Genomic DNA, 14038 nt, shown 5'->3' on the forward strand with positions numbered 1-14038 from the left:
TCACCTGCTTTTTAAAAATTCATACACGCTCCGAGCAATTGAAATTCCGTGTTTCCTGTTTCTTTCCTCGTGCAGCTGCTCCAATTCGCCAGGCACATACACTCGCTCGACTCCTCTAGCCGGAGGTGATTGCTGCAGTTCATCAAGCATGGCGTCCATCTGCTCTAAAAACATATCTTGTCCGGTAAAATAGGACGGATGGATCGCGCAAACATAATGTCCAAGCTTCCTATTTTGATCAAGATCGCCGTACATTTTAACGATATGCGGCCCAAAAGCCGCCCCAGCCAGCAAACCTGAAAACACATCCGCCACAACAGATAGCCCGTAGCCTTTAGGACCCCCGAACGTCGAAAGTGAGACGACCTTATGAGGGTCTGTTACCGTCTCTCCGTTTTCATCGACTCCCCATCCTTCTGGTATTTCTGCGCCCTCTTCACGCGCCTGCAGAATCTTTCCAAATGCCACTTTTGACGTCGCCATATCTAGGATAAACGGTTTTTTATGCTTTGCCGGCACACCGTAAGCAATTGGATTCGTGCCTAAAAAAGGAGACCTCCCGCCAAACGGGACTACAATACTGTCAGTATGAGACATAGCGATTCCAATCAGTTTTTCCTCAGCCGCTTTTTGCACAAAATAACTTAACGCTCCGCAATGGCTGCTGTTTGTCGCGGCGACCATGCCAACACCATTTTTCTTTGCCATTTCAATGGCGTGATCCATCGCCTTATCGGCAATCACATGGCCGAACCCGTCATCACCGTCCAGCACTCCTGTCACCGGCCCCGTTTCTTTAAAAATGGGACACGCTTTTTGATTGATGCCTCCAGCCCTCAGCCTGTTCACATAATGTTCTGTTCGCAAAACACCATGAGAATTCACATTGCGTAAATCGGCGTGTATGAGCACGTCTGCTACTTTTTCGGCATCTCGTTCATTCAAATTGGCGCCGATCAGCTTTTGCTGAACCAGTTCCTTCGCTTCTTCAGCGGAAATCGTTACCGTATTCAATTCAATAAAGAGCCTCCTTTCTTTCAGTTTCATCACTTAGCGAAAACCCTTACAAATTATTATTACTTGCAAACTATTCAAAATATTCTTTATATGATTGTTTGATCAGTTTCTATGCTGAAGCTCTTCGACAATCTGTGCATGCTGCTGATCTGTCAGTTTATAAAGAAAACCGATAATGACCATAGCTAATGCCAAAGCAATAGCGGGATACAGAAGAAGAAGCGCTTTAATGCCGAGCAGCGCCTGTGCCGTCTGGGCTACGTTCGGCATATATCCGACAAGCCCCAATCCGATCCCAGAGAGAAATCCAGACAATGACTGAGCAAGCTTCCGCGAGAAGTTAAAGAGGGAATATGTCGTTGCTTCTTTCCGCTCACCGGATTTCCACTCGCCGTAGTCAATGATATCTGAGACAAGCGCCCACGTAATGCCATTGGGAATACTGATCCCAATAAACGCGATGCTTGCAAGGATGGTAAACACATATACATTTGAAGGAAGCATAAAGTTGATCAGATCCGCGGCAACGCTGATGCCGAAACCGATCATTGCGGTTTGTTTCTTTCCAAACATCTTGACGAGCTTTGGCAGAAACACGACGCCCAAAAAGGAAGATCCAATAATGATAAAGTTCATATAAGCCATCAGTTCGACATTGCCTAGGTTATATTGTGCGAAGTATACGAGCATTGCGGATTTAATGTTGTATGCGGAAATCGAAAAAATGGTCATCAGGACAAGGGTTAACAGCGGTTTGTTCGTTATAAACGTTTTGACGACAGATGAAAATGTTAATTTCTCTTTTGGCGCTTCCGCAATAACAATACGTTCCTTGCAGTTGCGATAGCAAATATAAAACCAAAGCACACCAAGAACAGCAAACAATCCCATGACCACCGGATAGCCTACCTTCGGGTTATCAAACTTGACGAGCAGCGGCATGACGGCCACGCTTGTGATAAACAAAGCCCCGAGTGAGCCGATTTGGCGAAAAGTAGAGATAGAAGTCCGATCTTCGGTATTTTGAGTCATCGACGCTCCTAATGAGCCGTACGGAATGTTTACAAATGAATAGCCCACGCCCCACAGCATATAGGAAGCATACGCATAAATCAGCTTGCCTGTCGTTGATACATTCGGGGACAGAAAAATAAGAACAGTAAGCACAGCAAGAACAATGCTGCCGATTAATAAATAAGGCCTGAATTTCCCCCGCCTGCCGATGTTTTTGCGATAATCAATTGATGAGCCGACAATGGGGTCTGTTACAGCCGCAAAGAGCTTGCTGACTAAAAAAATACTTCCCGCCATTGCAGCCGGAATTCCCGCCACATCAGTAAAATACTTTAATAAATAGATTTGGCCTAAATCAAACATAAAACCGTTCCCAAAATCACCAAAACCATAGGACATTTTCTCTTTCAGTGAAAGCCTCTTCTCCGTTTCAATCGACACAACCTTATTTTCCAGTTCTGCTCGCATCTTCCACCTCTTGTCTTAAGAATTTTCGATGAGATGTCCGCTCAGTATGACGTATCTGAGCGGAACTTATTTTATACGTTTGCCTTTTCTTCTTGAAATTGAAAATATTGTTTCGCATTGTGATAGCAAATGCCTTGTACGATGCCGCCAAGAAGCTCCATATCTTTCGGCACTTCGCCGTTTTCAGCCCATTCGCCGATCAGATTGCAAACAATCCGTCTGAAGTATTCATGGCGTGTATACGACAAAAAGCTTCTGGAATCAGTCAGCATGCCGATAAAACGGCTGAATAGCCCGACGTTTGATAACGCTTTCATTTGATCGAGCATCCCATCCTTGCAATCGTTAAACCACCACGCTGTGCCAAATTGTATTTTCCCAGGCGTGATGCCGTCTTGAAAGCTATTTATCATGCTGGCAATGACATAGTTATCATTTGGGTTGAGCGAATATAAAATCGTTTTCGGCAGCTGGTTTTTCATTTCTACTGAATTCAGCAGCCTGTACAAAGGCTTCGCAATTTCTTCGTCATTCATAGAATCATAGCCTGTATCCGGCCCCAATTTCTTCATCATTTTCGTATTCGTATTTCTGAGTGCATTGATATGAAACTGCATCGCCCAGTCAAGCTCAGCATACAATCCGCAAAGAAATTGAAGCGTATATGTCTTGAATTTCTTCTCGTCTTCGTGAGAAACCTGTTCCCCGTTTAATCTTGCGGTAAAAATGAGGCCCGCTTCCTCTTTGTCCGTTTCGGCAAACACCATTGAATCAATCGCATGATCAGATACTCTCCCGCCGACTGAATGGAAGAAACGCACTCGTTCTTCAAGAGCCTTCAAAAACTCATCATAGGTTGTAATCGAAAGTGACGCAGCCTTTTCAAGCGCCTGCACCCAATCCGGGAAGCCTTCGCGATTGATTTCCAGCCCTTTATCCGGCCGAAATCCCGGCAGCACACTGACAGGAAAATCTTTGTCCTCTTTTAATAATAGGTGGTACTCGAGGGAATCGACAGGGTCATCGGTTGTGCATACTACTCTTACATTTGATTTCACAATGAAATCCCTTGCCCCGAAGCCTTCTCCTTGCAGCAGTTCATTCGTCCGTTTCCAAATATTTGGCGCCGATTGCTCATTTAATATCTCGTAAATTCCAAAAAATCGCTGCAGCTCTAAATGGGTCCAATTGTAGAGCGGATTGCCAATCGCCATCGGCACTGTTCTCGCCCATGCCATGAACTTCTCCTCATCAGCTGCATCGCCTGTAATGTATGTTTCTTCAATTCCATTGGCTCTCATAATGCGCCATTTGTAATGGTCTCCATACAGCCAGGCTTCTGTCATGTTTTGAAATCTCTTATTTTCATAGATTTCTTTCGGACTCAAATGGCAGTGATAATCAATAATCGGCATGTCTTTCGCATAATTGTGATAGAGGTTGACAGCGGTTTCATTTTTCAGCAAAAAGTTTTCTCCCATAAAGGGTTCCATGTCCTCACCGTCTTTCATTCTATTTCAAAATGTTAACGTTAACATTTTGATTTGTTTTTATTTTACCTTTATATTCCTCTGGGATCAATCTCTTTTTAAAATATAAATGTTAACGTTAGCAAATAAGCGCAAAAAAGACATTGCCGTAAAGCTGTCTGAAAAGACCTCTTTTTGGCAATGTCCGATTTTACAAGAAAGGATTAGTAAGCCAGGCTGAATAGTCCTTTAATGTGTGTTAAGTAGCGTACGTTACTTGCTTCTTTCATCAAGGAAGCAGGAAGACCTTTAAGCGGTGTAGAATTAGCACCAATGATGGCTACCGCATCTTTGCGTCCAAGACTTGCAAGTGTACCAGAGTTTACTGGCTGGAATGTTTCAAGTGTTTTTCCTTCTAAGTAAGCGAATAGGTTGTAACCGATCAGCTCACCCATTTGCCATGCGATTTGTGCAGTTGGCGGGTATGGACGGCCGTCTGCCGCAAAGTAAACAGCGCTGTCACCGGCAACAAATACATCTTCATGAGATGTAGATTGAAGGAAATCGTTAACTGTCGCACGGCCGCGGTTCACTTCAAGACCTGATTCGCCGACTAAAGGATTTCCTTGTACGCCGCCAGTCCAAACAAATGTGTTGGCAACAACTTTTGATCCGTCTTTCAGATCAATCACGTTTCCTTCTACATTTGTAACAGGAAGGCCTGTTAAGAACTCAACGCCGCGTTTTTCAAGGCTTTTAGTCGCGCGTTCGATAAGATCATCCGGAAGAACAGGAAGGATTTTCGGACCTGCTTCAACCAATTTTAATTTGATTTCTTTGTGGTCTACGCCGTATTTTTTCGCAAGGTTCGGCATGATGTCAGCAAGCTCACCGACAAGCTCAACGCCTGTTAAGCCGCCACCGCCGATAAGGATTGTTGCATCCGCTTCGTTTTTCGTTTTAGAGTACTCGCGCACACGGTCTTCAACGTGGCTGAAAACTTTGTTAGCATCAGCAGCAGATTTAAGAACCATGCTGTTTTCTTCAAGTCCTGGGATGCCGAAGTAAGCAGTGACAGAACCAAGGCCTACTACTAGCGCATCGTAAGTTAATGCAGAACCGTCAGCAAGCGCAATCTCTTTTTTATCAACAGAGAAAGAGCTGACTTCCGCGATTTTAAGATCAATGTCTTTGCCTTTGAAAAGTTTTTCTAACGGCATTGCAACCGCTTTTTCAGACACGTTGCCTGCTGCAAGACGGTGTAATTCCGTAATGATTTGGTGAGTTGGGTATTTGTTTACCACTGTCACGCGTGCTTGTTCTTTTGTGTAATGTTTGCGAACTGTTAAAGCAGAAAGAACACCGCCATAACCAGCGCCTAAAATGACAATATGTTTTGACATCGTATATCCTCCGTCCTTTATATCAATTTGAATCTGAGATTATTTTTGTTTTTCGTTCATGATTTCAAGGTAGCTGTTAGCAAAACGGAACAGCTTTTGAGCTTGAGGATCTTTCAGCATGCGCAACAGGCCGAAAAGTCCAATCGTTTCGTTGCTAGCATCCGCGCGGTCTTTCGCTTCGATTGCAGTCGCAGCCACTTCTTTTGCTGTTTCTTTTACAGGCTCGAGAATTTCAGTGATTGCACCGACTGTATCGCTTTTCAATACTTCGTCAGTCGCAACAGACTGAGCGAAATCATAAGACTTCGTTAAAATATTCACTAACTCAGTCAGCTTTGGAAGCTGGTCAACTAAAACAGTCAGTGATTCTTGAACTTCTGGCTTTAACAGCTGATCAATAAGATCTTGCTGGCTTTGGCTGACAGACGCATTTGTTTGATCGATTGTTTCTGGCATATCCAATTCTCCTTTACTATAAGCAGTATGCTGATTTTTTGGAAAGGGTAGTGCCTCTCCCTGATCTCATGTTTGAAAGCATGAGAAGAAGGATTGTGAATTCGTGCACAATCATTCGCAAAAATAAATGTTTACTACCCAGTTTTTCATCTTGCCATATTCAGTATTATTTTTATCTCAAAAATAAACCATTGAATAAGTCAAAATCCTTTACTCTCTCTGAAAATAGCAAACATAAAAAACTCCAATTTGATTACCTTCTATATGATAACACTTTTTGAACAAAATTTGAACGTGAATTGCTTCGATTATGAAATTAATTTATATGGTGCCCGTGTCATAACATTTCTTCAGCACTAGTTATTGACAATCCATCAATTTTCTCCCCTACGCGTTACCCATATGTCCAATAGAGGTTCTCTTTTTCCTGTAACTGGATCCAATGCCGGAAGTACTGCTTTCTCTATATTCTCTAGCGCAGCCGCTCTTTCATCCGGCTTTCCCGTCTTCATATCATACCGAGAACCATCTGGATAAGCGCCAATCACGGTAAAATCGGGGCTCGCGCTTAGCTTTTTATGGCCGACACCGGCTGGAATGACCGCTGCGTCGCCCGTTTTGATAGGAACAGCAGCTCCTTTTTCTCCCCCAAATTGAATAACAGCCTCCCCTCGGACTGCGATTAGGACTTCATGCGTGTTGCTGTGATAATGATGGTACGGAAAAACACTGCCCGACCAGCTGTTTAGCCAGCCATGCCGGTTGACGATCCGCTCTGCCTGTTCAGCACGTCCCATAAAAACATTTTTATAGATAACGAGCGGAAAATCAGGGTGATTTGGAATCCTGCCGTCATCCTGAAAAAAGTACGTTTCTGTTTCCATCATTTTCACCTCCCTATTTCTGTCTTCCACTTATATTGATCCGTAAAACATCATTATTTTCTCACAATTCCGTTGATCTGTATCATCCCGGGTAGTATAGTATAAAAAAATAATGCCAGAATGAGGGATTTGATGAAAGCGATTGTAATCGGAATATTGGCTTCTCTCTTTTTCGCCGTTACCTTTATTTTAAACAGGGCGATGGAATTATCCGGAGGCAGCTGGCTTTGGAGCGCCTCGTTACGCTTTATTTTTATGGTTCCGTTTTTATGTCTGATTGTCATAATGAAAGGGAAGTTCGTTCCTCTTTTACAAGAGATGCGGAAAAAGCCGTTTTTTTGGATAAAGTGGAGCTTCGTCGGTTTTGTTCTTTTTTATGCGCCGATCACGTTTGCCGCCGCATTCGGGCCGGGCTGGCTCGTAGCCGGAACATGGCAAATTACCATTGTAGCCGGTGTGCTGCTGTCTCCATTTTTCTATGAGAAAAAAGACACGCCTGGAGGCACTTTACTCGTTCGGCAAAAGATTCCCCTTGTTTCGCTGGGCACTTCCGTCGTCATTCTGATTGGGGCAGCGCTGATTCAGCTCCAGCATGCAGAATCGCTTTCCGGAAAAATGCTGCTCTTCAGCGTGCTTCCGGTTGTCATTGCTGCTTTCGCCTATCCGCTGGGAAACCGGAGAATGCTTGAGCAATACGGAGGCAGGCTTGATACGTTCCAGCGTGTGCTGGGAATGACCCTTGCAAGCCTTCCATTCTGGCTTGTATTGGCAGCTTACGGCTGGTGGTCAGATGGCCTTCCGACCGAGGGACAAACCGTTCAATCCTTTATCGTTGCCGTCAGCTCAGGCATCATTGCGACCGTTTTATTTTTCTGGGCAACGGATATGGTAAGAGATAATCCGCAAAAGCTTGCTGCTGTTGAAGCAACACAATCCGGGGAAGTGATATTCGCTTTGCTTGGTGAAATAATCCTGCTGTCAGGTGTTTTCCCTTCCATTTTATCGTTTGCAGGCTTAATGATCATTATTGCCGGAATGGTGTTACATACCTTCGCTTCCCAACAAAAACCCAAAGAGAAAACTCAGTCAAATCTTACTGCTTAGCAGCTTCTGGAGAATGGGCGAAAGCCCGTTCTCCTTTCTTTTTAACGCCTTCCAAAAGAGACCTGTTTCACGTTATATTTATGTATAGTCTAAGCCCACTTAACTGAAAGGTGATATTTTAATGGAAGCAAACAATCAAAAAGACGATATACCAGCAATCTCATTCACATCTGTGCGAAAAAGCTATGAACAAGAGGGACAAACCTATGATGTATTAAAGGATGTCACGGGAGACATTAAACAGGGTGCAATCGTGGCCGTTTTGGGCCCTTCCGGTTCAGGAAAAAGCACACTGCTGTCAATGTGTAATTTGATGAAAACACCGGATCACGGTGAAGTGAAGATTTACGGAAAGGAAGTCAGAGACTGGAATGTGAATGAACTGAGGCGGACGGCCTCCCTTGCTTTTCAATCCGCCCCCGTCCTTGACGGAACGGTGCGTGACAATCTGAATCTGGTACAAAAGCTCCACCAAACCCAGCTTTATTCTCCTGAAGAGCTCGCTTCACTGACAGGTCTGTCTCCAGAGCTGTTAGACAGAAGCGCCAAGGATTTATCAGGCGGACAGCGGCAAAGGCTTTCACTTGCCAGAACACTCGCAAACCCTTCCTCCATCCTATTATTGGACGAAATTACATCTGCGCTGGACCCTGTTTCTGCTCTGGAGATTGAAGAACTGATCAAAAGGCAGCATCAAGAGAAAAAGCTGACGGTCATGTGGGTGACTCATAATATGGAGCAGGCAAAACGAGTAGCCGATTCCATTTGGTTTATGGCGGATGGTCGGCTGCTGGAAATCGCAGAAACTGAAACATTTTTCTCTAATCCGCAGCATGAAACAGCCAAGGAGTTTTTGAAGGGAGGCACTCAATAATGGATTATCTTTCCCTCTCTTTAACGATGATCTTTGTTTTGATCGCCTTGTTTTTATCAAAATCCTTTAAAGCCGGCGTTGAAAAAGATATGATCATTGCCACCATCCGGGCCGCGTTACAGCTGCTTGTGATCGGTTATGTGCTGTCGCTGATATTTCATGGGGATCACCCTGTGTTTATCCTGCTGATGGTGCTGTTAATGCTGGCGGTGGCGGCGCAAAACGTCGTCAAACGAAAGAAAATGAAAATCGGTTCTTTTTGGAGGGTGTTTGTGGCGTTAGCGATTGTAGAAATCATCACCCAAGGCATTCTTCTGGCGCTTCACATCATCCCGCTTACCGCACGGTATGTCATCCCGATCAGCGGAATGGTCATCGGAAATTCAATGGTGCTCGCGAGCCTGTTTTTAAACCGGCTCAGCTCCGAGGTCGGGGTGCGCAAGGAAGAAATTCAATTGATTTTGTCGCTTGGCGGCACACCAAAACAATCCATACAGCATATCCTGACTTCCGCCATGAAAATGAGTATGATCCCAACGCTAGAAAGCCAGAAGACATTGGGGCTCGTCCAGCTTCCCGGCATGATGACCGGCCAGATCTTAGCGGGCGCCGATCCGATTCAGGCGGTTCGCTTTCAGCTTTTGATTGTTTTTACAACGATGGCGTCCGCCGCGCTGACTTGTGTCATACTCAGCGTGCTGACATACCCGTCATTATTTACCGCGCATCAGCAGCTGAAGCAAAATGGTTAACATGATGACAGCGATTTCGAGGATTTGCAGATTACAAAAAAAAGCCGCTTCTCAACAGAAAAGCGGCTTTTGTGCTGGTTATTCCCCAGCCATTTCTTCATAATTCCGTGAAAGTTCAATAATCATCGCGCCCATCCGCTCAATCTCCGGAGCAAGCAGCCTTGTGATGCCTTCTTCCCGCAACGCTTCAGCAGTCACTTTTCCGACAGCCGCTGCGATGGCACACTCTTCGAATACAGCCTTCACTTCATTGATAAAGCCGCGCTCCTTGGCAAAATGAAACAGAGAACGAACCTGAATGGCCGTGGTAAAACAAACGGCATCCAATTCACCATTCAGCAGTTCCCGGCATAACTGTTCCACCGTTTCCTCCTCTGGCGGGATATGCTGATAAGGGAGAATCGGCAAAACTGAAGCTCCTTTTTCCTCCAAAAATGCTATGAGGGCAGGTGCATTTTCTCCGTGAAGCTGCACCATTACTTTTTTTCCTGAAAAGTCGTAAGGCTCCAAGGACCGAATCAATCCGCTGGTTGTCCCATCTTCATCAGAAGCCTCTGCAGTGATGCCAAGCTTTTTTAACGCAGACAATGTTTTGTACCCTCGGCACGCCGCTTTAGCCTGGCGAATCGCCAGCAGAAACTCGTCCTTTACGCCGATTTTCTCTGCCATCTTCACAAGCGTCTCCGTACCGATGCCTGTCGTAAAGATCACCCAGTCGGCTTTTTCTTCCGCAAATTTGCGCAGCTCCGGCTCCACCTGCTCCTCTGCCAAGTACACCGTTCCTTGGAGAGGCCGAACGACAGGAATTCCGCCCTGTTTTTCAATGATTGTGCTGATTTCTTCCGTTTTCCGAGAACCCCCAATCGCGACGCGTTTTCCATGTAAACCTTTACCCATATCCGTTCCTCTCCTCTTTGCCAGCTTAGGCTTTATATGTATATAACCTTTAATAAAGCTATTGTGTCGCAAACCAAGGGAGAAATCAAGATGAACCAAATGCCTCTCATTACCGTTGAATACACCGGTTGCATGCTGTAATATAAACAACAGACACGCTTTAACGGAGGATCGATCATGGAAACAAAAGAAGAATACGAAACAAAAGGCTATGACACATCGGTTATTTATGAATTCAACGAATATCCTGACGTTCATAGCGGACGCTGTGATAATTGTGACTATACGCTTTTTAAAAGCTCCGTAAAAGGCGGAAAGTTTTTGAGAGAATGCCGGAGATGCGGGATGAAAAAGAATATTTAATAGAAGATGTTCGCGGGGCGGGGTTAGCCTCTGCACCCGAGAACAAGCTAGAGAAAGCGGGATTCATTATTTTATTTTCGCTGCAGTCTCCAGCCCTTTGTATATCATTCCCACCGTCTCTTCCGGCGTCATCTCTGACGAATCCAGCCACAGGCCTAGACGCGGTGTTTCTGACTGCAAGACGGCATCGAGAGATTCAATGCTGATATCCCCATATCCTTTTTTCTTGCGTGCTGATTCCCTTGCGGCTATTATGTCTACTCGTGGTGCCAATACGATCACATACAATGGACGATAACTGATCAACTTCACCATTTCTTCTAACATAGGTCCGATGATCACATCCTGCACCACCGTATGAAACCCCGCTTCAGCATACATATCCGATACGTTAGCAGCCAGCCGGTAGCGAAGACGCAACTGTTCCAGCGCCTCAGCTGAAAGAGTGCCTGACATTTGCATTTCGCCGTTTACGATCATTTTTCTAAATACATCTCCCCTGACATGAACGCTCTTGTCGAAACGCTCAGAAAGAAGCTGGGCAACTGTCGACTTCCCCGCTGCCATCACCCCTGTAATCAGATAGACGGCGTTTTCTTTACTCATTGCATCCCATCCTTTTTAAAAGAAGAAAAACCGAAATCTCAGCAGATTTCGGGTGCAAATGTGTTATTGCGGAACGACAGACTTTTTTATGAAGGCTTCAATTTCCGCGGCTGCCTTCTCCGCTCCGCCTGCTTCTTTTACGTCTTTCTGCATATCTTTTACGCGGTTGAGCATTTCTTTATCTCGGGATACGTCCTGAACCGCCTTCTGCAAACGGGAGACGCTGACCTCTTCTTTCGGCAAATAGACGCCGAGGCCTAATTCATCAACACGCCGGGCAGTGAGCTCCTGCTCATACATTTGCGGAATCACAACAAGCGGTACCCCCGCATTCATTGCCTCCATCGTACTGTTCATTCCCCCGTGAGAAACAAACAGATCGGCTTTCGCTAAGATATCCAACTGCGGAACGCGCTGGCGAACCGTAAAGTTGTCAGGAATGTCACCTAGACTGTCAGGTTCAATTGATATCCCTGTTGACATCACAACATGCCAGTCGGAATTCCGAAATGCATCTATGCACATGCGATAAAATTCTGGCCATGCGTTAAAAGCGGTTCCCAATGAAATCAGCATGAGCGGACGATTGCCTGTTTCCGGCAGCAGGCTCTCTTGTTCACCTCGTTTTCCAAGTGAAGGACCGACAAAGCAGAATCGCTCATCAAAGGTTTCGTTTTTAATCTGAAAAGACCGCGGCATAAAGACAATATTTAACGCTTCCGGTATAGCTAAGTGTTCAAATGAGACAGCCGGTAAGTTTTCTTTCTCAAGGTAAACCTGAAAATCGGCCTCCGCTTGTTTGAGTTGCTTGAGCATCTCTTCACTTCCAAGCTGAAAGGATTCATTTTGCGCATAGGAAGAACAAAGCCTGATGGCCGGCACATTCAGCTTATCAGCAAACAATTTTCCCGCAAATGCGATAAAATCATAAACGATAAGATCAGGCTGGTCATTTTGATATAAATCTTCAAGCTGAGGCAAGATTTCGAACGATTCTTTTAAAATGCTAATCGGTGTTTCATTTTTCTCTATCATTTCCCTAATGCGTTCCGGTTCCACGTTAATCGTAGTTTGATATAAAAGCGGGCTTGCCCCGGCTTGCTTTACCGCAGGCGCGAATTCCTCAGTCGTCGCATAAGTGACACGATACCCTTTTTCACAAAGCTTCTCCACTAACGCAAGAGTTGGATTCACATGTCCGTATGCCGGGATATTAATAATTGAGATATGATGCTGTCTCATCATTTCAGCCTCCAATTTTCATATTATATGTTGACGCGAAAACTCTTTAGTCCGTATATCACGCTATTTTCAATCGGGGTAATACTGACTGGCTCCATATGAGAAAACGTTTGAGTCAATGACGTTAACGCGATGGCTGCTTCAAGCCGTGCAAGGGGAGCCCCAAGACAAAAATGAATGCCGTGGCCAAACGCAATATGCGGATTGGGGTGGCGGTGAATATCAAACTTGTGCGCCCTGTCAAACTTCGCTTCATCACGATTTGCTGACGCCACAAACGCCAACACCATGTCGCCTTCTTTTATCTGATGGCCACTAATCTCTGTATCCCGTTTGGCAATTCGCCGCAAAACAGGTGCAGGCGCCCTGAAACGCAGAGCTTCTTCCACCGCCTGAGGCACCAGCTCTGGATTCTGCTGCAATTCGTCATAAGCGCCCGGCGTGTCTAAAATGCTGTACATCGCGTTTGAAATTAAGTTCGTTGTCGTTTCGTTTCCCGCCACCAGCAGCAATGTACAAAACGGAATCAGCTCTTCTCCGGAAAGCTTCTCGCCGGTTTCTTCTGCTTTAATTAAAATGGAGATGATGTCCTGTTCCGGTTTCTTCCGTTTTTCTTCTATGATGCCGGCAAAAAACGCGGCTAGCTCTTCCTCGCACTTGTTCCGCTCTTTCAGAAAGGCTTTCTCCGCTTCCTCACTTCCATCTCTTGGTGTGCTCACCAAAATATCAGACCATGTCTTAAACGCATCCATATGCTCTGAAGGAACGCCTAAAAGCTCAGATATCACAATGACAGGAAGCGGATATGAGAAATCCTGAACCAAATCAAACTCGCTTCGTCCATGAAAACGATGTATCAGATCATCTGCGATGTCTTGAATTCTTGGTTCCCACTGCTTCATGACACGCGGTGTAAACGCTCTATTGACAACAGAACGGATTTGCGTGTGTCTTGGCGGGTCCATATTAATGATCGAATTCCCGATAGAACTTGTCTGCTCTGGCATATAACTGGAGAAAAGCTCTTTATCCCCAATCACTTTTTTGACATCATCATAAAGAAAAACACTCCATACTTGATTGTCTTCATCATAGGTAACAGGAGCTTCCTTTCTCATCGATTCGTACCACGGAAACGGATGATAAGCATCCTGTTTATTTTTTCCGTTCATCAGTGCACGCTGCAAAGCTTGTCGCCGATTTACCACATTCATGCTTTTCCCCTCCCCATGAAAGAAAAGATTCAGCAATTGACGAACTTCACCACCTCCTGCTATCGAAAAAGAGAGGGACATCCATTTTGTCGTCTGAAACAGCAGGCAGGTCTTCAAGATGCCGGTGCAGGCATCATATAATCCCCCTCGAATGTTGTTCATCTTACCATAATCTTTCAATTTTTTTCTATTACGCACCCCCGATTTGGTTCACAACGTGACCTTAGGCATGCGCATCAATCTTAGAAACGCAATCAATAGCTTATGAAAATCTC

14 protein-coding genes are annotated in these 14038 nt (G+C 45.1%); 4 read left to right on the plus strand and 10 right to left on the minus strand.

Features of this window, described 5'->3' with window-relative positions:
- The 6 genes from allD to LNN34_RS09440 all read right to left on the minus strand — a co-directional run bounded on the left by allD (position 1) and on the right by LNN34_RS09440 (position 6714).
- Entirely contained in the window at positions 1 to 1014 is a 1014-nt protein-coding gene (gene allD, locus LNN34_RS09415) for an ureidoglycolate dehydrogenase (protein ID WP_229043460.1), read from the minus strand.
- Positions 1015 to 1119: 105 nt separating this feature from the next.
- Complete coding sequence (locus LNN34_RS09420; RefSeq protein ID WP_059292972.1) at positions 1120 to 2499, minus strand: MFS transporter; 1380 nt, start codon at positions 2497 to 2499, stop codon at positions 1120 to 1122.
- Positions 2500 to 2570: 71 nt separating this feature from the next.
- A complete protein-coding gene (uxaC, locus tag LNN34_RS09425) occupies positions 2571 to 3992 on the minus strand; it encodes a glucuronate isomerase (RefSeq protein WP_059292973.1) in 1422 nt (473 codons plus the stop codon).
- A gap of 200 nt (positions 3993 to 4192) precedes the next feature.
- Positions 4193 to 5371, minus strand: coding sequence for an NAD(P)/FAD-dependent oxidoreductase (locus LNN34_RS09430; RefSeq protein WP_044156288.1), 1179 nt, complete (start codon positions 5369 to 5371; stop codon positions 4193 to 4195).
- A gap of 39 nt (positions 5372 to 5410) precedes the next feature.
- Complete coding sequence (locus tag LNN34_RS09435; RefSeq protein WP_010333866.1) at positions 5411 to 5827, minus strand: DUF1641 domain-containing protein; 417 nt, start codon at positions 5825 to 5827, stop codon at positions 5411 to 5413.
- Between the two features lie 374 nt (positions 5828 to 6201).
- Complete coding sequence (locus LNN34_RS09440) at positions 6202 to 6714, minus strand: cupin domain-containing protein (RefSeq protein ID WP_416378569.1); 513 nt, start codon at positions 6712 to 6714, stop codon at positions 6202 to 6204.
- A gap of 129 nt (positions 6715 to 6843) precedes the next feature.
- On the opposite strand from LNN34_RS09440, the gene LNN34_RS09445 reads away from it, so the two are divergent.
- The 3 genes from LNN34_RS09445 to LNN34_RS09455 all read left to right on the plus strand — a co-directional run bounded on the left by LNN34_RS09445 (position 6844) and on the right by LNN34_RS09455 (position 9441).
- Positions 6844 to 7815 (plus strand): multidrug resistance efflux transporter family protein, encoded by a 972-nt coding sequence (locus LNN34_RS09445; protein ID WP_229043149.1) that lies wholly within the window; start codon positions 6844 to 6846, stop codon positions 7813 to 7815.
- 121 nt (positions 7816 to 7936) lie between these two features.
- Positions 7937 to 8689: a phosphate ABC transporter ATP-binding protein gene (locus tag LNN34_RS09450; RefSeq protein ID WP_229043150.1), complete on the plus strand. Its 753-nt coding sequence runs from the start codon at positions 7937 to 7939 to the stop codon at positions 8687 to 8689.
- Complete coding sequence (locus LNN34_RS09455) at positions 8689 to 9441, plus strand: ABC transporter permease (RefSeq protein ID WP_229043151.1); 753 nt, start codon at positions 8689 to 8691, stop codon at positions 9439 to 9441. The genes LNN34_RS09450 and LNN34_RS09455 overlap by 1 nt, the downstream gene beginning before the upstream one ends.
- A gap of 78 nt (positions 9442 to 9519) precedes the next feature.
- Here the strand turns inward: LNN34_RS09455 and LNN34_RS09460 are convergent, their stop codons facing one another.
- Positions 9520 to 10338 (minus strand): uroporphyrinogen-III synthase, encoded by an 819-nt coding sequence (locus tag LNN34_RS09460; protein ID WP_229043152.1) that lies wholly within the window; start codon positions 10336 to 10338, stop codon positions 9520 to 9522.
- A gap of 177 nt (positions 10339 to 10515) precedes the next feature.
- On the opposite strand from LNN34_RS09460, the gene LNN34_RS09465 reads away from it, so the two are divergent.
- Entirely contained in the window at positions 10516 to 10701 is a 186-nt protein-coding gene (locus LNN34_RS09465) for a hypothetical protein (protein ID WP_010333860.1), read from the plus strand.
- Positions 10702 to 10767: 66 nt separating this feature from the next.
- On the opposite strand, the gene LNN34_RS09470 is transcribed toward LNN34_RS09465, so the two are convergent.
- The 3 genes from LNN34_RS09470 to LNN34_RS09480 form a co-directional block, all read right to left on the minus strand.
- A complete protein-coding gene (locus LNN34_RS09470; protein WP_059336135.1) occupies positions 10768 to 11307 on the minus strand; it encodes an AAA family ATPase in 540 nt (179 codons plus the stop codon).
- Positions 11308 to 11370: 63 nt separating this feature from the next.
- Entirely contained in the window at positions 11371 to 12549 is a 1179-nt protein-coding gene (locus LNN34_RS09475) for a macrolide family glycosyltransferase (protein WP_059292980.1), read from the minus strand.
- A gap of 23 nt (positions 12550 to 12572) precedes the next feature.
- Positions 12573 to 13763 carry a cytochrome P450 gene (locus LNN34_RS09480; RefSeq protein WP_229043153.1) on the minus strand — a complete coding sequence of 397 codons (1191 nt, stop codon included), beginning with the start codon at positions 13761 to 13763 and terminating at the stop codon, positions 12573 to 12575.
- Between the last annotated feature and the right edge of the window lie 275 nt (positions 13764 to 14038).

Source organism: Bacillus sp. AF23, assembly GCF_020861455.1.
GTDB classification, from domain to species: Bacteria; Bacillota; Bacilli; order Bacillales; family Bacillaceae; genus Bacillus; species Bacillus halotolerans.